This is a genomic window from Chryseobacterium piscicola, assembly GCF_900156685.1.
Lineage (GTDB): Bacteria > Bacteroidota > Bacteroidia > Flavobacteriales > Weeksellaceae > Chryseobacterium > Chryseobacterium piscicola.
Map to the genome: position 1 here is coordinate 1 of NZ_FTOJ01000007.1, position 19274 is coordinate 19274.

Sequence of the window (19274 nt, forward strand, 5' to 3'; positions counted from 1 at the left end):
ACTGAAATACAAAACTATTGAAGAGTTTAATAATCAAAACAAAATTTATCAAAATGTAGCTTAACTTATACTGGAATTTTTATTTGCATATCCAGGCTCAATTGCAAATCGAAAGCGTAGGTTGCATTATTGTCTACTCTTGAAAAACCATTTAGATAAATATCTGTAGTATTTACAGCGACTCCGGTTATGTTTTGAGAAACGTTTACCGAATACATTCTATTCTCATTTTCTGTAAATTTTTGGGCAAGCCTTACTTCTTTGGTAGAAAAAAATGAGCGGTCAAGATCCGTACTCTGACCATTAACAAAGGTGCATAAAAATGCCATAAAAAGTGGCAATAGTCTTAATTTCATCATGTGTTTATGTTTTAAATTGTTCGCAAAAATAGAATATTTTTCTTTGAAATAAAAAGAAATGCTTAGAAAAAAAAAATCATTGCCAAAAATTAAGTTTTTATTTCGTGAAAATTTTTACATTGTCAATAATTTCAAAAATTAAACTTGATTGCTCAAAGTCGCGAGAATCTTCGCGCAGAGGGAAAATAGTAAACATTCTAGTAAATTGGATTTTTCAATGAATGCTACAATTATAATTTTAAGAGAATAGGATTGTATAAAAAAGATCAAAATTTTAGAACAACTATTTTTCTACCTTAGAAACACCCAAAAACGCTACTAATGTCAATCAAAATTCAAAGTCTACTAAACTTTGTACTGTGAATAATCGTTATTATTTTTTTTTCTTTTTACCTTTGTCAAAATTTAATTGATGCAGTACAAACTTGAACTCAACTCTCCATCATCAAATCGCGACCTTGTATACCACAATATCGTATTTGATACTTTCAAAATAAATATTATTGAAAGATATGGTGGAAAAACAAATGGGTATCCAAAATTGCTAGAAGCAATCTTTAAGGTTCGTACCATAGATAATACTCTGATCCAAAGAAAAGACGGTAACGCAAGAGTAAAGTTGCGTGATGAGGTGTTTGTAAACTACAGCAGACTATCTCAAATTTTCAAATCTTATGAGTACAAAAATAGACTTGCCAACCGTGATGAGATTGAGCAAAAATTCATCTATTTTATTCTTGAGTTGGTAATTGCCAACTACAACCTCTAATAAAAAAAGAGAGACTTCTCTTGCTTTTTCTAAGCTGGAGAAAAACTCTTCATAATTTACCATTTGTTACCTATAATTTTAAAAAAAATTATAGGTAACAAATGGTTTTGAATAATTTTTTGGAGCCAACAGTTTTGACACTGTGATTATTGGTAATAAAAATTTCCAAAAATTTACTTATTTCCTATCAATCCTATTATTACTAAATCCTTTACGTTTTTTTTGAATATTTCAATTGATTTACAATTAGAAATTATTTTCTCTTCTAAGTGTTTAATAAACAATCTTAATATTCAATATTTTAATTTTAAAAGAATTAAAACATTACCTGTGTGCAAAAGTTCTTTTTTCTACTCTTTTTTTTGCTATTAGTAGTTTACAATAATAATTTTAATAGAAATAATATTCATAAAAACTACTAAAAAACAAGCAATAGACCTATCAGAATACAAATATTATGTGTAATGAATGTTTTTTTTTCAACTTTAGTTAATAAGTGATAAATTTATGTTTTAAAAAAAAACTTAATCACTAATAAAGACTTTATGAAAAAAGCATTATTTTCTATTGCATCCCTTACTGGGATTTTTGGTCTATCCCATGCTCAACATCTAGAATGTGGTACAGAAGACCAAACCTACGAGCAATTTATCATAACTCGGGATTTAGCAGACAAAATAAGAGCCAACAACACGGCTTCAAAAAACACGCAACTTATAACGTATGTTGCTGTACAAGCACATTTGATAGGGATGGATGACGGCACAGGATATGTGTCTGCCAACAGTCTAAATAATGCATTATCTGAACTCAACAGAAAATTTGCCGACATCAACGTACAGTTTTATTTTAAAGGGACCGATTTTCTATATTACCCCAATTCACTCTACCACAGCGGAAATCAAACCGATGCTGAAACTCTATCTTTCAGCCAGCAAAACAGCTCCAACAATTCTATGAATCTTTTCCTTGCCAATAGTGTAAAGCGAGGAGGGTCTGGCGTAGGCGGATGGTCTTATGTAGCCCCGTCTAGCCAAAGTTTCAACATCACTTGGGTAGTCAACGGTCAGTTGGATGACGACAAAACAACACCACATGAGTTTGGGCATTATTTCGGGCTTTCGCATACATTCAATAATTCTACAAATGCTACTGTGAGCAACAGGGAGCTTGTCACCAGAAATTTCAACGAGCCCGCACCAAGGCTTTCTGCAAACTGCGATACCAAAGGAGATTTTATCTGCGACACGCCATCAGATCCACGAGGAAACGGAAATGCAGCAGTAACCAACTGTTTGTATTCTGGTACTGTAACAGATGCCAATGCTGATCTCTTTACTCCGTTAGTAAATAATATGATGGATTATAATTTTTGCGCTCCTTACTTATTTACCAATGGCCAAAATGACAGGATGCAGTTTACAGGACTTCCTATCGTTACCAATTCAAGTACTTTTACGTTAAACGCTCCCGAAACACCTCAGCCTGTACCTACAAACATTACCAGTACAGCTACAGATTACAGCAACCAGTTTGCTTTGAATTGGATAGATAATTCTACCGTAGAAACGGGATATTTAGTTGAAGCAAAAGCTGAAGGAAGTACCGTTTACATTCCCGTAAAAGGAGTGATGAAAAATATAGTTACTGCAAACAATTTCTCTAAGCTTACTGCTGGTACAAAATATAATTTCAGAATAAAAGCATCTAATACCAAATCAAATTATTCTGCAGAAACGGCACTCATTCAGTTTCCGGCATTGTGTGGAAACAATAATATCACCTCATGCTCTCCCGGTAATGCCACAGACGCCAATTGGAATATTGAAAATGTAAAAATAACCCAAAACAGCACCACCCTGATGCAAAACCTAAACAGCAGTTGCTCTTCTGGCTCTGTAGGAAATTACTACGCCACACACATTGCTAATATTGCAGCAGGAACTACCGTAACCTTAGAAGCTAAAGCTAAAGCAAGCAGCACGGGAAGTGCTTATACTGCATATGTAAAAGTATATGTAGACTGGAACAAAGACAATAATTTTGATGAAACTACAGAAAAAGTAATTCAACAAAGCGGATTTAATGGTATAACACAGTCTTTCCTTATACCCTCAACTGTTGCTGCTGGATCTTACAGAATGAGAATTGCACTTACCACTGCCGGAAGCGGCTTCACTGCTGCTACATCATGTAGAGTGTCTTTCGGGGAAATAGAAGATTATCAGCTTGCCATTAGCAACGGAAGCCTTAGTACTAAAGAGCATGAATTTGAATCAGCGGGAGTATACCCAAATCCTGTGGATGACATTCTTTACATACAATCTAATGTGGAGTATAAAAAATTCGCACTGTATTCTGCAGAAGGAAGACTCGTAATGAAAGGCAATGTGAATGACAATAAAATTGATGTATCAAATCTTGAAAAAGGATATTATGTAGTTGAAATTTCGGATAACAAACTGAATACCGTGAAACATAAAATTTTGAAAAAGTAGACATTAAATTAAAACATTTTTAGATCTGATTTATTAATCCTCTAAAGCAGCACCATATTGTTTTTATTTGATTGGGCACATGTTTAACAAATGCATTCAATGAAAATAAAATACTTAAAATTTATGTTTTATTAGAAGATTTCAGCTATTTTACTTTAAATTGTATTCACATTGAGATAAATTTTAATTAAAATTTTGCGAATGACGCTCGTTTTCGTTTGAAGTTTTCTTTCAAAACTCATTGTATAAGTGCTTTATTTGCAGAAATATTACACCGCGAATCAGCTCCTTTATTTGAATATAACCTAAGGTGAGTAATATTACAGTTTCTGCAAAAAAAATATTGCTTCTTGGAGCATAGGTTTACGATGAATGGGCAGTTTTCAGATTTCGAGGTATGAATTGTATAATAATTTGATTTGAATGTCTGTTATCAATCAAAATTCCAATTTTGAAGATGAAGTTCACAACATTTAATTAACTACTCTCTGTTTTTTAAGGCTCGCTTTTGAAAATTCACCAATGGCGTTAAATTTTTAAAATTATCGTTAAGGTGTTAACTTATCAAAGAATAAAAAAAGTTTTGAAATATGACGGATTGCGGACAAACAGATAATTTAAAATAAGAAAACCAAAGGATTTAATATTCCGGATGTATTTTAGCTATTTAAAGGCAAAAAAAAAGTGGTAAACTTTCGTTTACCACTTCTTATATTTTAAATTGAAAATTATTTCAATTCTACTTCAGCACCAGCTTCTTCTAATTGCTTCTTAAGAGCTTCAGCTTCGTCTTTAGAGATACCTTCTTTGATTGCAGAAGGAGCGCTATCTACGATATCTTTAGCTTCTTTAAGACCAGCACCAGTTAAATCTTTTACCAATTTAACGATAGCCAATTTAGAAGCACCTGCAGACTTAAGAATTACATCGAATTCTGTTTTTTCTTCAGCAGCTTCACCTGCACCACCTGCAGATACTACTACAGCAGCAGCAGCTGGCTCAATTCCGTACTCATCCTTAAGGATAGTAGCTAATTCGTTTACGTCTTTTACTGTTAAGTTTACTAGCGTTTCAGCTAAATTTTTTAAATCTGACATTGTTGTAATGTTTTTGTTGATTATTGATTGATTTTTTTGAGAGTCTAATTATTCTGCAGCTGGAGCTTCTCCTTCTGCAGCAGCTTCTGGAGTTTCAGTAGCTGGAGTTTCTTCTACAGCAGGTGCAGCAACTTCTTCAGTTGTAGCTTCTGCAGTTTCAGATTTGTTTTGAAGAGCAGAAACAACTCTTTGAATTGGAGACTGAAGTAATCCGATGATTTCACCGATCATTTCTTCTCTAGATTTAATGCTTACTAAAGCATCTAGATTGTTGTCACCAACATAGAACGTTTCTTGTACGAAAGCTGATTTTAAAGCTGGCTTCTCTTCTTTTTTTCTAAAGTCTTTGATTAATTTTGCTGGTGCGTTAGCTGTATCAGCAATCATTAATGCAGAGTTACCTTTGAAAGTTTCGAACATTTCAGAGAAATCAATCCCATCAATTTGTTCCATTGCTTTTTGCAAAAGTGTATTTTTTACAACTTTCACTTTAATATTTTGCTTGAAAGCTTGTCTTCTGAAGTCAGAAGATTTAGCTGCATTCAAACCATCTAGATCTGCTACATAAACTACTTTAGCATCCTGAAGCAAGTCTTTGATCTCTTGTATCGCTACAACTTTTTGGTCTTTTGTCATTGTCTTAAGGATTATAATTAGTTAATAGCTTTAGTATCAATTGCAATACCCGGGCTCATTGTAGAAGACAAGTAAATGCTCTTCACATAAGTACCTTTAGCAGCAGTTGGTTTCATTTTGATCAATGTAGAAATTAATTCCTGAGCATTTTCCTTGATTTTAGCAGCATCGAAAGATACTTTACCAATACCCGCGTGGATAATACCGTATTTGTCTACTTTAAAGTCAATTTTACCTGCTTTTACTTCAGTTACTGCTTTACCAATTTCCATAGTTACAGTACCTGATTTTGGGTTAGGCATCAAACCTCTTGGTCCTAATACTCTACCCAAAGGTCCTAATTTACCCATAACAGCTGGCATAGTAACGATAACGTCAACATCCGTCCAACCTTCTTTTATTTTTTGTAAATATTCGTCAAGACCTACATAGTCTGCACCAGCAGCTTTCGCTTCAGCTTCTTTATCTGGAGTTACTAAAGCCAAAACTTTAACATCTTTACCAGTACCGTGAGGAAGAGATACTACACCTCTTACCATTTGGTTAGCTTTTCTTGGGTCTACACCCAATCTTACCGCGATATCTACAGAAGCATCAAACTTTGCAGTGTTTACTTCTTTTACAAGAGCAGAACCTTCTTCAAGGTTGTAAATTCTTCCTTTTTCTACTTTGCTTAAAGCTTCCTTTTGCTTTTTAGTTAATTTTGCCATTTCTCTTAGTTTTAAGCGTTAGTTGGTTTAGTTCCTGTTACTCTTAATCCCATAGATCTAGCAGTACCTGCAACCATAGAAAGAGCAGAGTCTAAAGTAAAACAGTTAAGATCTGTCATCTTATCTTCAGCTATTTTTTGAACTTGCGCCCAAGATACAGCCCCTACTTTGTTTCTGTTTGGTTCACCGGATCCTCCTTTGATTTTAGCTGCATCCATTAACTGAATTGCTGCAGGTGGAGTTTTAATAACGAATTCAAAAGATTTGTCTTCGTACACTGTAATTACTACAGGTAAAACTTGACCTGGCTTATCCTGAGTTCTTCCGTTAAATTGCTTACAAAACTCCATGATGTTCACACCTGCAGAACCTAATGCCGGACCTACTGGTGGAGATGGGTTTGCTGCTCCTCCTTTTACTTGGAGCTTAACCATTTTAAAGACTTTTTTAGCCATTGTTTGTTTTTTAAAAATTGAATAATTAATGAGTTTGGAAGCATTTATTATTCAGCAGGTTACCGCACTCACATAAAGTAAACCTACTTTTCGGACTGCAAAATTATGAAATTATTTTGAATTACCAAATACTTAACTCATTAAAATACAGAAATAAAATTAATTATTTTTAAACATTGTGTAATTTTCGTCAAAATTATTTCAACGATTCTAAAGGGAGTAATTTTGAAGAAATTTTCAAGGTAATTTTCCAGACTTTAGGGTTAGGAAAAAGAAAAATGTCTTGAATATTTTATTTTTTAATTGTTTTTAAACAGATTATTTATAAATTTAAAAAAATCTTGGAGTAAGTTTTCTTAATGGAAGTTGCACTCCGATTCTTATCTGCTCATAAGGAAAATATTTGATGCCGTGCTGAAATTGCAGAGACCATATTGTATTATTTTTAGTCTCCAAATTTAATTTTGATGAAAAAATCATTGGTCTGTCACCATAATCCTCTACTCTCGTAATCCATCCATTGTAACCAGAAAATAGGTTTTCCCAACTGATATTTTTATGTTTTAAAATTAATTTCGCTCCATACATTATGGCGTCATCTTGCACATTAAGATTTGGGGTTTGTATATCCCACGAGAAGAAACCAAAATCTGAAACCAAGCGAACTTCCTCGATAAAAAAATTGTTTAGTTTAAAAGATTTACCCAATTCTAAATCAAAATAATAACCAGCAGTATTAAAAAACCTACGATTTTTAAAATCACTTCCAGATGCAGTCTTCAATGTAGAATTTAGTATTATTGACGGTTTTCCAGTTCCTTCAGATAATAGCTTAATTCTTGTCTGCACATAGAAATCTCCAGTAGCCGAGCCTTGCTTCTTTTGCATTTGCCTTCTTGCAAAAATTTGGTCTGTAACGGAATAATACTCCAAAATTGTTTTCCAGATTTTAACTGACACTTTTTCTGCAATGAGTGGTACTTCAATTTTGGTAAGATTTGAAAAGGTTTCGTCCCCATGTCCGAAATAATAATCACCGTCAATACTTACTTGAGTAAATTCGGGAATGGTAGCATCTGTAAATTCGGGGACGGGATTTGCATTAGGTCCAAAATAATTTGTGGTATGGTGTATTAATGATTGCCCAAGACATATTTGAGCCAATAACAAAATTAGGATTTGAAATGTCTTCATAATTTTAGTTTAGTTTTAGTTTAATAAAGAAAGTGAAAGAACACTGTCTATTAAGTTGTAAAACTAACTAAAAAAAGATTAGAATTAATCAAAATCCGGATTCTGTATTGTACACTTTTCTTTACCTATCATCATTATATAAAAAGCAATGATAGAAGTTTGAATCCATTCAAAATCTAACTTAAATCTAACATTTGCTGCATGCCCAATTAAGTACGGAACTGTAAAACCAGCCAAAATAATTGAACTAAAAAGAAGGATTTTATAAAATTTCTTTTTAAAAAAATAATACAAACCCATGCACAGAAATACATCTAGAACTAATACATACAATTTTCTACCCAGTAAAATAGACCAACTATTATCATAGAAATATCTATTCGGAACATACCACAGGCTAACAAAATTATTTAAAGCTTTTTTTAAAGCAGCATAGCTATGTCTTTTTTGAATAGTTTCTACTACTTTTTTGTACATCTTTTCATTTTCAAATTCATCATGTAAAGGTATTTGATCCAAAACCTTTTTCTCTTCTACTTCGGAAAGAAAAACATTCTTTTTGAAAATCTGATGTTCTGAAATATAACCCATATATACATTCTGCCATACTGGTGTTTTACTTAAAATAATTTTATTAAAAACAACATAATTTCTAATTATCCACGGACTGTAGAGAATACCCGCAATAAAGAATATAAGTGCTATTGTAGAAATTTTTGTTTTTTTATATATATACAAAAGAATAATTAAGAAGAGCATGATGGGTATTACCACAACTTGCGTTAAAGCTAACAAACCTGTCATTATTGAAAGGAAAATAACTTTTTTTAGCGAAGTATTGTTATTCCACAAGAAAGAATAAAAATAAAACCAAAGCAAAAAAAACAGAATAAATAAATTGGTAGCTTCTAGCACGCTAGAATAATAAAAATAGGAAGGTGAAAATATAAAAAAATAACCTGATAAAAACCCTACATTCAATAATTTAAAATTATTAAAACATTTCACCATCAGTATAGGAATACAAAAATAGACGATATGCTGTAGAAAAAGAATCCATTTTATAGCGGCAATAGATCCAAAAACTTTTATAAAAAAAAATAAAAATAAAGGATAAATTGGTAGTTTAAATGCTGAGCTACCAAACTCTATTTGCCAAGAATAACTGCCATGTAGAGCCAAATTTTCTGCAATTCTCCAATCTTCAAAAAAACCTATCTCAAAACCTTGCGAATAAGAGATTGCGATTTTAACAAGTAGAATGATAAAATTAAATAGTAGAAAAGTTTTCCAATTGAAAAATAAAGCTGAGAATTTTAATTTGATAGTTTTAATCATATCTAAATTTCTGCGTATAAAAATAAAAAAAGCGAATTAAAAAATTCGCTTTTATATTGATAAACTTTAATTGTTTAAACTTTTTCTACTTGCATGAAGCTTAATTCCATTGGCGTTTTTCTACCGAAAATAAGTACTGAAACTTCAATTTTCTTTTTATCTTCAAGAATTTTTTCAACAGTACCATTGAAACCATTGAAAGGCCCATCGATTACTTTTACGTTTTCACCTACAATGTAAGGGATTTCAACATCACTAGCAAATTCTGAAAGCTCATCCATTCTACCAAGCATTCTGTTCACTTCAGATTTTCTCATCGGAACAGGATCACCTCCTTTCGTTAAGCTTAAAAAAGAAATTACTCCTGGAATGTTTTTGATAACGTGTGGAATTTCTCCCATTAAATCGGCTTCTACCATTAGGTAACCAGGATAGTATGGCTTCTCTTTTGGAACTTTTTTACCGTTTCTTAGAACGATAACTTTTTCCATTGGGATAACTACTTGAGTTACATACTGATCAAAGCCTAAGCGTTTGATTTCTGTCTCAATATAGTTTTTCACTTTATTTTCCTGTCCGCTGATGGCTTTCAGCACATACCATTTCAATTCACTCATTATGGGAAAATCCTTTTTTAGTTGAACATGTTGATTAGCATTCCTATGATATTGCTGATAGCTTTAGAAAAAAGCTCATCAACCCCAAAGGTAAATAATGCAAGAATCACTGTTGCAATAGTTACTACAATTGTAGAAGATTGCAAATCTGACCACTTCGGCCATTCAACTTTATATCTGAATTCGTTATAAGAACCTTTTAAAAAATCGACAAATGAACTCATAATTTATTTTTGCACGGGCACTAGGATTCGAACCCAGATCAACGGTGTTGGAGACCGGTATCCTACCATTGGACGATGCCCGTAGATTAAAAGTTCCGTAAGTTTCCTTACGGAACTTTAATTTATTTTAAGATGATTAGTCTAAGATTTCAGTAACCTGACCAGAACCTACTGTTCTACCTCCTTCTCTGATCGCAAATCTAAGACCTACGTTAAGAGCGATTGGTTGTAGCAATTCTACAGTAATTTCTAAGTTATCACCAGGCATTACCATTTCTACACCTTCTGGTAAGAAGATTTCACCTGTAACGTCTGTAGTTCTTACGTAGAACTGAGGACGGTATTTGTTGTGGAATGGAGTGTGACGTCCACCTTCTTCTTTAGAAAGGATATAAACTGAAGCTTTGAATTTCTTGTGAGGCTTCACAGAATCTTTCTTAGCGATAACCATACCTCTCTTGATGTCAGTTTTTTCAATACCTCTCAACAATAGACCTACGTTATCTCCAGCTTCACCTCTATCTAGGATTTTTCTGAACATCTCAACTCCTGTAATAGTAGAAGTTAATTTTTCTTCACCCATACCGATGATATCTACAGGATCTCCTGTGTTGATAATACCAGCTTCAATTCTACCAGTTGCAACAGTACCTCTACCTGTAATAGAGAATACGTCTTCAATTGGCATCAAGAAAGGCTTATCAGTATCTCTTGGTGGTTGCTCGATCCATTCGTCAACAGCATCCATTAATTGCTCAACAGATTTGAACCATTGGTCATCAGTCTTAGCACCTCCTTCTGCAGTAGCAGCTGTAAGAGCACCAAGTGCAGAACCTTGAATTACTGGAGAGTTATCTCCGTCGAATTCGTAAGTAGACAATAAGTCTCTCAATTCCATTTCAACAAGCTCTAATAACTCAGCATCGTCTACCATGTCAACTTTGTTCATGAAAACAACGATTCTAGGTACGTTTACCTGACGACAAAGTAGGATATGCTCTCTAGTTTGTGGCATTGGCCCGTCTGTAGCAGCACACACAACGATAGCACCATCCATCTGAGCAGCACCAGTTACCATGTTCTTTACGTAATCCGCGTGACCTGGACAGTCAACGTGAGCGTAATGTCTTTTTTCAGTTTCGTACTCGATGTGAGCAGTATTGATAGTAATCCCTCTTTCTTTTTCTTCTGGAGCAGAGTCAATAGCAGAGAAATCTTTTTTCTCAGCAAGACCTTTGCTTGCCAATACAGCAGAAATCGCTGCAGTAAGTGTAGTTTTACCATGGTCAACGTGACCAATAGTACCAATGTTCAAGTGTGGTTTGTTACGATTAAACGTTTCCTTTGCCATGATTTAAATTATTTATTTATTGTTATTCAAATTTTCGGTGTGCAAATATAACGATTTTTTAAATATCAAAAACTTTTTATTAAAAAAACTTTTCAAAACAAACCTTTTTACTCGCAAACCTTTCGTTTTCCAAATTAGGAATTGCAAATTTAAACAAAATATTGGATTAAAAAAATCTCTCTGCAAATCCAAAAGGATTTTTATTTCGTATGTAACTGTATTATTAACTTCAAATATCAAATTATTATGAAAAAACTACTTTCTTTACTCTTAGCTGGAGCGGTTATGAGTACAACACTATCGTGTAATGACGATGAAAACACAATGGAACCGATGATAGAAGGGATGCAGGGTCCAGACATCTTAGTTTATGGTCTTACCGAAAACAATGAATTGGTTTCATTTAACGGAAATAATACCGCTACTTTCATGTCTAAAACTGCTGTAACTGGCATCACATCTGGTGAAAAATTAATGAGTATTGATTTTAGACCTGCTACTGGCGAACTTTATGCATTATCTAATGCTAGTAAACTTTACATCATTAATACAACAACATCTGTGGCAAGACCGGTAAGTACAACAGCTTTTGCACCTGCAATTTCCGGTTCTATAGCTTCTATTGATTTTAATCCTACTGTTGACAGAATTCGTTTAGTTTCTAATACAGGACAAAATCTAAGACTACATCCTGAAACAGGAGTAACAGCGTTTACAGATACTTCAATTGCTACAACTTCATCTGTATCTGGAATTGCTTATACAAACAGCACATCTGGCGCTTCCAGTACTATTTTGTACGATATTGATGTAACTTCAAAAAAATTATTCAAACAAGATCCTCCAAATAATGGAACTTTGGTTGCTGTTGGTGACCTTGGCTTTTCTTTTACAGGACAGGTTGCTTTTGATATCAACCCAGATAATAGTGTGGCTTTGGTTGCAGCAACAAATGGCACAGAAAACAGTCTTTATAAAACAGATCTTGGTACTGGTGCATCCGTAAAAATTGGTAAACTATCTCAAAAGGTTATTGATCTTGCTATCCCTACTAATCCTGTAGCTTATGCAATTGATAATGCTAATGCTTTGCAAATTTTCAATCCAAATAATCCTGCTCAAGGATTGGTTACTAAAGCTATTACCGGATTGCAAAGCGGAGAAGGTATATTGGGTATTGATTTCAGACCTTTAAACGGACAGCTTTATGCCTTAGGAAGTAAAAGCATGCTTTACACAATTAATCTTGGAACAGGTGCCGCATCTGTAGTAGGTACAGGAACACCATTCACTCCTCTCTTAACTGGATCTGAATTTGGTTTTGATTTTAACCCGACAGTTGACAGAATCAGGGTTGTGAGCAATACTGGGCAAAACCTTCGTCTAAACCCTGTTGATGGAACTGTTGCAAGTGTTGACGGAGCAATTAATCCAGCATTATCTACACTTAGTGCGGCTGCTTACACCAACAATTTTACAGGAGCTACATCTACACAGCTTTTTGTAATTGATGCTACTACAGACAAATTGTATTTACAAGACCCGCCAAACAATGGTACGATTGTAGAAAAAGGATCTTTGGGCATTAATATTACTGGAGCAAACGGTTTTGATATCGGTGCAAAGTCTCAAAATGCTTATTTATTGGCATCAGTAGGCACCGAAAATAAAATTTACATGGTAAACCTTGCCACAGGTGCTGCTACATCATCAGCAACATATCCGAATCCGGTAAAAGGATTTACTATTGGTTTAGGATTTTAATTGAATTAAAATTTAAGCAAAAAAAAAAATCTCACGAAAATTTCGTGAGATTTTTTTGGTTTCTTGAAAAACTTAAACTGTTGTAAGTCTCAATGTATTTGTTTTACCACCTTCAAAAGAAGGAGTTGCATTAATATTGATTACAAAATCTCCACTTTCAATATAGCCATAATTGTGAGTAAGCATATTTACCTGGATAATTGTTTCATCAGTAGACTTATTCATATCATAATAATAAGCACGAACTCCCCAAAGAAGGTTCAGCATATTAATAACTCTCTTATTACCACTATAAACAATAATGTGAGAATTGGGTCTATGAGCCGAAAGCTGGAAAGCGGTATATCCTGAATTCGTTAAAGTAACAATAGCAGTAACATTTGTAGTTTTCGCAATTCTTACTGCAGCCAGGCAAACTCTATTGGTAATGAATCGTTCATCGATACAGTTATAGTCTTTTTCAATAGGTTCGTTTTTGTGTTGGTAGAAATGCGTCATTTCTATATTTTTCACAATTTTCGTCATATTTTCTACCACCTGAACAGGATATCTACCTACAGATGTTTCTCCTGAAAGCATTACAGCATCAGCACCATCCAAAACAGAATTGGCCACGTCATTTACTTCTGCTCTTGTTGGTGTAAGACTGTTGATCATTGTTTCCATCATTTGAGTAGCAATAATTACAGGTTTTGAGAAGAATCTTGCTCTTTCTACCAAATTTTTCTGAATAGCAGGAACTTCTTCCATCGGAACTTCTACGCCCAAATCTCCACGTGCAACCATGAGCCCGTCGCATTCCAATAAAATTTCGTCTATATTTTTTACGCCTTCTGGTTTTTCAATTTTAGCAATAATTGGCGTTTTAAATTTACCATTAGGATGTTTTGAAATCAATTCCTTAAGATCAATAATATCTTGTGCATGACGTACGAAAGAAAGAGCGATCCAATCTACTTCCATATCCATCATGAAATTAGCATCCAAAATATCTTTCTCTGTAAGAGCAGGAAGTGAAACATTGGTATTGGGAAGATTGACTCCTTTTTTTGAACTTAAGGGTCCACCTTGGATTGTTTTAGCCTTTACAGTGTCAATATTATTAGTTTCAAGAACCTCCAAAACCAATTTACCATCATCTATTAAGATTCTTTCACCAACTTTCACATCTTGTGGAAATTGTTGATACGTCATATAAACTTTAGTAGAATCTCCTTCTATTTTTTCGTTGGTAAAAGTAAGAATATCGCCAGGATTCAGATAAGAACCCTCTTTTACAACCCCTACTCTTAATTTCGGACCTTGTAAATCTCCTAAAATACCTACAGAATATCCGTACTCCTTATTAAGTTCCCTGATAAAAGAGATATTGCTTCGAACTAAATCGTAATCTGCATGCGAAAAATTTATTCTAAATATATCAACACCTGCCTTCATTAATCCCAACATGACTTCTTTTGAAGATGAAGCCGGACCAAGCGTTGCAATAATTTTTGTCTTCTTTAAATACTTATTCATAATACTGTATTATTTGATATAGTTCTTCATTAGAACTCAAAATATAATCTTGTATCGGAAACACAAGATTATCAGGGAGCAAAATTACGGAAAAATCAGGAAACTGTTCAGAACTGTGTAATATATATTCTACATCTACCTGATTATTTAATAAAAATTTAATGTTTTCTTCTCCTGAAAAGAGTTCAGTCTGAATTTTTTTTTGTTTACTTTCAGATGATTTGTTTGATATAAAAGTAAAGCGTGTTTTTGTAGTCTTGTGATATGCCTCAAATCTAGGGAAGCAGTAATCGTAGTAAGATCCGTGATAAACCAGATCATTTATTCTTGTAAAAGTAAGCTCACCATTTTGGTTAAGCTTAAAAAAAAATTCGTGGTCGGGCAAATGCTTTACTACTCTTACCAAACCAATGGTAATATCATCAAATTCGATGTCATCAATATCATAAAGCTTTTGTACTTCCAAGAATGTTCTCTTTTTTATTTAAAATATAGAATGCGCGCTGTGCAGCTTTTTCTTCTGCTTTTTTCTTAGAAGTTTCTGTAGCGTTGGCAATTTTTTCTTCTCCGAACCATACATGACATCTGAATACTATTGCTTTATTAGGTTGCATTTCTTCACAAGTTTCGTATTTTATGTTCAGTTTCTTTTTTTGGCACCACTCTAGCAAAAGACCTTTGTAGCTTACAATTTTATTTTCGAGCTTGATGATTTCAGAAGGTGTAAGCAATCTTTCCAAGACAATACGTTTACAGGTATCGTACTGAAAATCAAGATACACTGCACCTACCAGTGCTTCGAATAAATTACCACAAATATTTTCTCCTAAGGCGATTACTACGCTTTGTTTCTGAAGAAGCTGTGTGAGTTTTAAATCTTCACCTAGCTTATTTAGATTTTTGCGGTTAACGATTTTAGATTTCATCTGCGTAAGATAACCTTCATTAGCCTGCGGATAAGTCTGAAATAAATGGCAAGAAATAATAGTCCCCAAAACAGAGTCTCCTAAAAACTCAAGCCTTTCATAGTTTCTATCACTATTTTTAGAAGAGGTTTTTAGTGCAAAAGCTTCACGATAGAGTTCCACATTTTGTACCTCAGCACCTAAAATTTTAAACAATTCTGTACTAAGGAAAGAGTCTCTCTCAGTGAGTTTCTTTTTTCTTTTTTTGAGGAGGAATTTAGAAAAGTATTTCTGTAACTCCATCAGTAAAATTTAGATTTTCTTAAAAAGAACGCAAGCATTGTGACCTCCAAATCCGAAAGTATTGCTCATAGCTACTTTCACATCTTTTTTGGCTGCTTTGTTGAATGTAAAATTCAACCTGCTGTCGATTTTTTCATCATCTGTAAAGTGATTGATTGTTGGTGGAACTACACCATGAATGATGGTACCCAAAACAGCAATCGCTTCTATAACACCCGCTGCACCCAAAAGGTGTCCGGTCATCGATTTTGTAGAATTAATCTGAATATCGTAGGCATGCTCTCCTAATAATCTTGAAATTGCATTAGACTCTGCAATATCTCCTAATGGAGTAGATGTTCCATGCATATTGATGTGATCTACTTCATCAGCAGTTAAGCCTGCATCTTCTAAACAATTTTTCATTACCAGATAAGCTCCCAAACCTTCAGGATGTGGTGCAGTCATGTGATGTGCATCAGCACTCATTCCTCCACCTAATAATTCTGCATAAATAGTGGCTCCACGTTTTACCGCGTGCTCATATTCTTCAAGTACAATACATCCTGCGCCTTCACCCAAAACAAAGCCATCTCGGTCTTTATCAAATGGTCTAGAAGCCGTCTTAGGACTATCGTTTCTTGTAGAAAGTGCCATCATGGCATTAAACCCTCCCACTCCACTTGCGGTAACTGCAGCTTCAGAACCTCCGCATACAATTACATCTGCTTTTCCTAGTTGAATCAGCATTTTAGAATCAATCAATGCGTTGGCGGAAGATGCACAAGCAGAAACTGTGGTATAATTGGGACCGTGGAAACCATATTCAATAGAAATATGTCCCGGTGTAATGTCCGCAATCATCTTTGGTATAAAGAAAGGATTAAATCTTGGAATATCTGTATTTGCCCATCCTAAAACTTCATTTTCAAAAGTTTCTAAACCACCAATTCCAGAACCCCAGATAACCCCTACCCTAAGTTTATCAACATTGTCTTCAATAATACGAGAATGTGCTACAGCTTCTCTTGCTGCCACCATCCCTAATTGAGTATTTCTATCCATCTTTTTAGCTTCCTTCTTATCGAAGTGCTGAAGAGGATCGAAATTTTTTACCTCGCAGGCAAATTTTGTTTTAAAATTTGTGGCATCAAAAAGAGTAATCGGAGCGGCACCGCTCTCACCTTTTACAAGATTTTCCCAGTATTCTTGTGCATTATTCCCAATAGGTGTTAGCGCTCCAAATCCTGTTACAACTACTCTTTTTAATTCCATAAATTTTCTTTAAAGTTCTTTGTTGAAGAATATTATTTATTTACTACTTCTTCTATATAAGCAATAGCGTGCCCTACAGTAGTAATTTTTTCAGCTTGATCATCAGGGATTTGAATGTTAAATTCTTTTTCAAATTCCATGATAAGTTCAACTGTATCCAGAGAGTCTGCTCCTAAATCGTTTGTGAAGCTAGCCTCAGGAGTTACTTCTGTTTCTTCAACGTCAAGCTTATCAGCGATGATAGCTTTTACTCTTGATGCAATGTCTGACATAGTAAATATTTTTTTTATTGTTAGATGGTGCAAATATATAAAATTCTTTATGATAAAACATTTTTTTAGTCTTTTTTGTCGGTAGACTAACGTTATTTTATCCCAACCCGTTTTAGTCTTTTCGTAATCAGGAGTTTAGAATATTTTAATTTTAGTGTGTGATAAAAAAAAGTTGTGGGACTATTTTTGTTTAATTTAAAATCAATATAAAACATACTCTTATTATAGTATTGTTTTTCATTTGTTTATCTAGAAGAAAACTCCTTTTTAATTTCTGGGCTTATTGGTTGACTTCAATAGAGAGAGAAGATTTAAAATAATTTTCAATTTTTTTACCAAATTACGGAAACCCTTTTTTTAGATTAAAAATTCAGCAGTAACTTTACACATTGTTTGGATTTAAGCTCTTTATTATTACATTAAGATTGTAATTTTGCAAATGAAATATTTGTATTTTGTAAAATTTAAATATAATAGAAAAGCATAAAGAAAACATAATTATTGAATCAATGCCAAAAATAAAATTCATCGACTTATTTGCAGGTGCAGGCGGACTCTCGGAAGGGTTTGTGAAAGCAGGTTTTACGCCTGTTGCACACGTGGAAATGAATAAAGATGCTTGCGATACTTTAAGAACACGAACCGCTTTTCATTGGTTGAAAGAGAAAGGTCGGGAGGAAGAATATTATGATTATCTGAAAGGAACAATCACCAGAGACGAACTTTGGAATAAAATCCCAGATCATCTCATAAAATCGGTCATCAATAAAGAAATTTCTGAAGATACTTTGCCCATAATTTTTGAGCAAATTGATGCAGAATTGGGGACAAAGAAAGTCGATTTAGTGATTGGAGGTCCGCCTTGCCAAGCGTATTCTGTAGCGGGAAGAGTGAGAAAAGATATGACGAATGACCCTCGAAACCACTTATACAAACATTATGTTGAGTTTTTGAAAAAGTACCAACCCAAAATGTTTGTCTTTGAAAACGTGCCTGGAATTCTTTCTGCCAAAAATGGTGAGTATTTACAATTGATTTTTGATGCAGTACGAGAGGCAGGATATAAACTGGATAAACAGGTTTTAAACGCAAGGGATTTTGGAGTATTACAAGACAGGAAAAGAGTAATTATTATCGGTTGGCGAAATGATTTGAATTTAGAATATCCACAGTTTAAAAGAATGGAAATGCAGTTTCAGATCGCAAAACATCTTTTTTCGGACTTACCTAAAATTAAAAGTGGACAAGGAAATTGGGGTGTATCAAAATATACAAAACGAACCAATGAATACTTAGAATTTTCTGGAATTCGCAAGGAAATTGATTTTACAACACAACACATTTCTCGTTTTAATAACGAAAACGATCTCGAGATTTACAGAATTGCTGTTGATAAATGGGTTAACAAAGGTAAACGCTTAAACTATGGGGAATTACCAGAACGTCTTATAAAACATAATAATGTGAAAACTTTTACCAACCGGTTTCAAGTTGTGAATCACGAAGGTGTTTCGCATACCGTGGTGGCGCATATTTGTGCAGATGGACATTATTACATACATCCAGATATTCATCAAAACCGCTCAATTACCGTGAGAGAAGCCGCAAGAATACAATCTTTTCCCGATGATTATTTTTTTGAGTCGAGCAGGACGGCAGCGTTTAAACAAATTGGAAATGCTGTGCCGGTTTTGATGGGTGAAGGCATTGCGAAAAAAATTAAAAAACTTTTAAAATAAAATTATGATAACACAAATCACAAATGTAGAAGATGTTGCAAATTTTGCACAACACCTAATCCACGTAGAAAAATTGTCAGTTCATCCAGATGATGATTTTACAGAATATACAAATTTCGAAACAAGACTTCCCTTTTACACTGAGAAAGAAGCCGAAGATAGAAATCAATTAATGAATCAATGTTTTGATGTTTGTGAGCAAAACAACATTGAAATCTATGAGATTTTTCACAATGAAATAGAGCATTTATTAGTTAAATAAAACGAATAA

The 19274-nt window shown here is 33.8% G+C and carries 20 protein-coding genes and 1 tRNA gene; 5 read left to right on the forward strand and 16 right to left on the reverse strand.

The features are described from left to right. Positions 1–65 precede the first annotated feature (65 nt). Positions 66–359 (reverse strand): hypothetical protein, encoded by a 294-nt coding sequence (locus BW939_RS10935; RefSeq protein ID WP_076452072.1) that lies wholly within the window; start codon positions 357–359, stop codon positions 66–68. Positions 360–771: 412 nt separating this feature from the next. On the opposite strand from BW939_RS10935, the gene BW939_RS10940 reads away from it, so the two are divergent. Both BW939_RS10940 and BW939_RS10945 read left to right on the forward strand, forming a co-directional pair. Continuing rightward, on the forward strand, positions 772–1128 hold the full coding sequence (locus BW939_RS10940; RefSeq protein WP_076452073.1) for a prevent-host-death protein: 357 nt from the start codon (positions 772–774) through the stop codon (positions 1126–1128). Between the two features lie 545 nt (positions 1129–1673). After that, on the forward strand, positions 1674–3626 hold the full coding sequence (locus tag BW939_RS10945) for a zinc-dependent metalloprotease (RefSeq protein ID WP_076452074.1): 1953 nt from the start codon (positions 1674–1676) through the stop codon (positions 3624–3626). A 728-nt stretch (positions 3627–4354) separates the two neighbouring features. On the opposite strand, the gene rplL is transcribed toward BW939_RS10945, so the two are convergent. From rplL to tuf, 10 genes are all read right to left on the reverse strand, one after another. Next, a complete protein-coding gene (gene rplL / locus BW939_RS10950; protein WP_076452075.1) occupies positions 4355–4723 on the reverse strand; it encodes a 50S ribosomal protein L7/L12 in 369 nt (122 codons plus the stop codon). A 48-nt stretch (positions 4724–4771) separates the two neighbouring features. Beyond that, positions 4772–5359, reverse strand: a complete 588-nt coding sequence (gene rplJ, locus BW939_RS10955; RefSeq protein WP_076452076.1) for a 50S ribosomal protein L10 — start codon at positions 5357–5359, stop codon at positions 4772–4774. Positions 5360–5376: 17 nt separating this feature from the next. Beyond that, the gene (rplA, locus tag BW939_RS10960; protein ID WP_076452077.1) at positions 5377–6069 is read right to left on the reverse strand and encodes a 50S ribosomal protein L1; all 693 of its coding nucleotides are present in this window, start codon (positions 6067–6069) and stop codon (positions 5377–5379) included. A gap of 11 nt (positions 6070–6080) precedes the next feature. Continuing rightward, a complete protein-coding gene (gene rplK, locus BW939_RS10965; protein ID WP_047444876.1) occupies positions 6081–6524 on the reverse strand; it encodes a 50S ribosomal protein L11 in 444 nt (147 codons plus the stop codon). Between the two features lie 330 nt (positions 6525–6854). Continuing rightward, a complete protein-coding gene (locus tag BW939_RS10970) occupies positions 6855–7718 on the reverse strand; it encodes a hypothetical protein (RefSeq protein WP_123891592.1) in 864 nt (287 codons plus the stop codon). Positions 7719–7802: 84 nt separating this feature from the next. After that, positions 7803–9056, reverse strand: a complete 1254-nt coding sequence (locus BW939_RS15850) for a hypothetical protein (protein ID WP_076452079.1) — start codon at positions 9054–9056, stop codon at positions 7803–7805. Between the two features lie 74 nt (positions 9057–9130). Further along, positions 9131–9673: a transcription termination/antitermination protein NusG gene (gene nusG, locus BW939_RS10980; RefSeq protein ID WP_076452080.1), complete on the reverse strand. Its 543-nt coding sequence runs from the start codon at positions 9671–9673 to the stop codon at positions 9131–9133. Between the two features lie 17 nt (positions 9674–9690). Then, positions 9691–9897 (reverse strand): preprotein translocase subunit SecE, encoded by a 207-nt coding sequence (gene secE / locus BW939_RS10985; protein ID WP_076452081.1) that lies wholly within the window; start codon positions 9895–9897, stop codon positions 9691–9693. A gap of 12 nt (positions 9898–9909) precedes the next feature. Then, a tRNA-Trp gene (locus BW939_RS10990) sits at positions 9910–9980 on the reverse strand. 53 nt (positions 9981–10033) lie between these two features. Beyond that, positions 10034–11248: an elongation factor Tu gene (gene tuf / locus BW939_RS10995; RefSeq protein WP_076452082.1), complete on the reverse strand. Its 1215-nt coding sequence runs from the start codon at positions 11246–11248 to the stop codon at positions 10034–10036. 246 nt (positions 11249–11494) lie between these two features. On the opposite strand from tuf, the gene BW939_RS11005 reads away from it, so the two are divergent. Further along, positions 11495–13012, forward strand: coding sequence for a DUF4394 domain-containing protein (locus tag BW939_RS11005; protein WP_084566647.1), 1518 nt, complete (start codon positions 11495–11497; stop codon positions 13010–13012). A 72-nt stretch (positions 13013–13084) separates the two neighbouring features. Here BW939_RS11005 and pyk read toward each other — a convergent pair whose 3' ends face one another. The 5 genes from pyk to BW939_RS11030 are packed head-to-tail and all read right to left on the reverse strand — an operon-like array spanning position 13085 to position 17264. Continuing rightward, positions 13085–14530, reverse strand: a complete 1446-nt coding sequence (pyk, locus tag BW939_RS11010) for a pyruvate kinase (RefSeq protein ID WP_076452085.1) — start codon at positions 14528–14530, stop codon at positions 13085–13087. Then, entirely contained in the window at positions 14523–14996 is a 474-nt protein-coding gene (locus tag BW939_RS11015; protein ID WP_076452086.1) for an IPExxxVDY family protein, read from the reverse strand. The genes pyk and BW939_RS11015 overlap by 8 nt, the downstream gene beginning before the upstream one ends. Further along, positions 14974–15738: a ribonuclease III gene (gene rnc, locus BW939_RS11020; RefSeq protein WP_076452087.1), complete on the reverse strand. Its 765-nt coding sequence runs from the start codon at positions 15736–15738 to the stop codon at positions 14974–14976. The genes BW939_RS11015 and rnc overlap by 23 nt, the downstream gene beginning before the upstream one ends. A gap of 9 nt (positions 15739–15747) precedes the next feature. Beyond that, a complete protein-coding gene (gene fabF / locus BW939_RS11025; protein WP_076452088.1) occupies positions 15748–16992 on the reverse strand; it encodes a beta-ketoacyl-ACP synthase II in 1245 nt (414 codons plus the stop codon). Between the two features lie 32 nt (positions 16993–17024). Further along, complete coding sequence (locus tag BW939_RS11030) at positions 17025–17264, reverse strand: acyl carrier protein (RefSeq protein ID WP_002976354.1); 240 nt, start codon at positions 17262–17264, stop codon at positions 17025–17027. 509 nt (positions 17265–17773) lie between these two features. Here BW939_RS11030 and BW939_RS11035 point away from each other — a divergent pair. Together BW939_RS11035 and BW939_RS11040 are read left to right on the forward strand one after the other, a co-directional pair. After that, entirely contained in the window at positions 17774–19003 is a 1230-nt protein-coding gene (locus BW939_RS11035; RefSeq protein WP_076452089.1) for a DNA cytosine methyltransferase, read from the forward strand. 4 nt (positions 19004–19007) lie between these two features. Then, positions 19008–19265, forward strand: coding sequence for a hypothetical protein (locus tag BW939_RS11040; RefSeq protein WP_076452090.1), 258 nt, complete (start codon positions 19008–19010; stop codon positions 19263–19265). Positions 19266–19274: the final 9 nt, after the last annotated feature.

Excerpts from the sequence above, each read along its gene's own strand:
- BW939_RS10935 (WP_076452072.1), bottom strand. The coding sequence starts at position 359 with ATGATGAAATTAAGACTATTGCCACTTTTTATGGCATTTTTATGCACC.
- BW939_RS10940 (WP_076452073.1), top strand. The coding sequence starts at position 772 with ATGCAGTACAAACTTGAACTCAACTCTCCATCATCAAATCGCGACCTT.
- BW939_RS10945 (WP_076452074.1), top strand. The coding sequence starts at position 1,674 with ATGAAAAAAGCATTATTTTCTATTGCATCCCTTACTGGGATTTTTGGT.
- rplL (WP_076452075.1), bottom strand. The coding sequence starts at position 4,723 with ATGTCAGATTTAAAAAATTTAGCTGAAACGCTAGTAAACTTAACAGTA.
- rplJ (WP_076452076.1), bottom strand. The coding sequence starts at position 5,359 with ATGACAAAAGACCAAAAAGTTGTAGCGATACAAGAGATCAAAGACTTG.
- rplA (WP_076452077.1), bottom strand. The coding sequence starts at position 6,069 with ATGGCAAAATTAACTAAAAAGCAAAAGGAAGCTTTAAGCAAAGTAGAA.
- rplK (WP_047444876.1), bottom strand. The coding sequence starts at position 6,524 with ATGGCTAAAAAAGTCTTTAAAATGGTTAAGCTCCAAGTAAAAGGAGGA.
- BW939_RS10970 (WP_123891592.1), bottom strand. The coding sequence starts at position 7,718 with ATGAAGACATTTCAAATCCTAATTTTGTTATTGGCTCAAATATGTCTT.
- BW939_RS15850 (WP_076452079.1), bottom strand. The coding sequence starts at position 9,056 with ATGATTAAAACTATCAAATTAAAATTCTCAGCTTTATTTTTCAATTGG.
- nusG (WP_076452080.1), bottom strand. The coding sequence starts at position 9,673 with ATGAGTGAATTGAAATGGTATGTGCTGAAAGCCATCAGCGGACAGGAA.
- secE (WP_076452081.1), bottom strand. The coding sequence starts at position 9,897 with ATGAGTTCATTTGTCGATTTTTTAAAAGGTTCTTATAACGAATTCAGA.
- tuf (WP_076452082.1), bottom strand. The coding sequence starts at position 11,248 with ATGGCAAAGGAAACGTTTAATCGTAACAAACCACACTTGAACATTGGT.
- BW939_RS11005 (WP_084566647.1), top strand. The coding sequence starts at position 11,495 with ATGAAAAAACTACTTTCTTTACTCTTAGCTGGAGCGGTTATGAGTACA.
- pyk (WP_076452085.1), bottom strand. The coding sequence starts at position 14,530 with ATGAATAAGTATTTAAAGAAGACAAAAATTATTGCAACGCTTGGTCCG.
- rnc (WP_076452087.1), bottom strand. The coding sequence starts at position 15,738 with ATGGAGTTACAGAAATACTTTTCTAAATTCCTCCTCAAAAAAAGAAAA.
- fabF (WP_076452088.1), bottom strand. The coding sequence starts at position 16,992 with ATGGAATTAAAAAGAGTAGTTGTAACAGGATTTGGAGCGCTAACACCT.
- BW939_RS11030 (WP_002976354.1), bottom strand. The coding sequence starts at position 17,264 with ATGTCAGACATTGCATCAAGAGTAAAAGCTATCATCGCTGATAAGCTT.
- BW939_RS11035 (WP_076452089.1), top strand. The coding sequence starts at position 17,774 with ATGCCAAAAATAAAATTCATCGACTTATTTGCAGGTGCAGGCGGACTC.
- BW939_RS11040 (WP_076452090.1), top strand. The coding sequence starts at position 19,008 with ATGATAACACAAATCACAAATGTAGAAGATGTTGCAAATTTTGCACAA.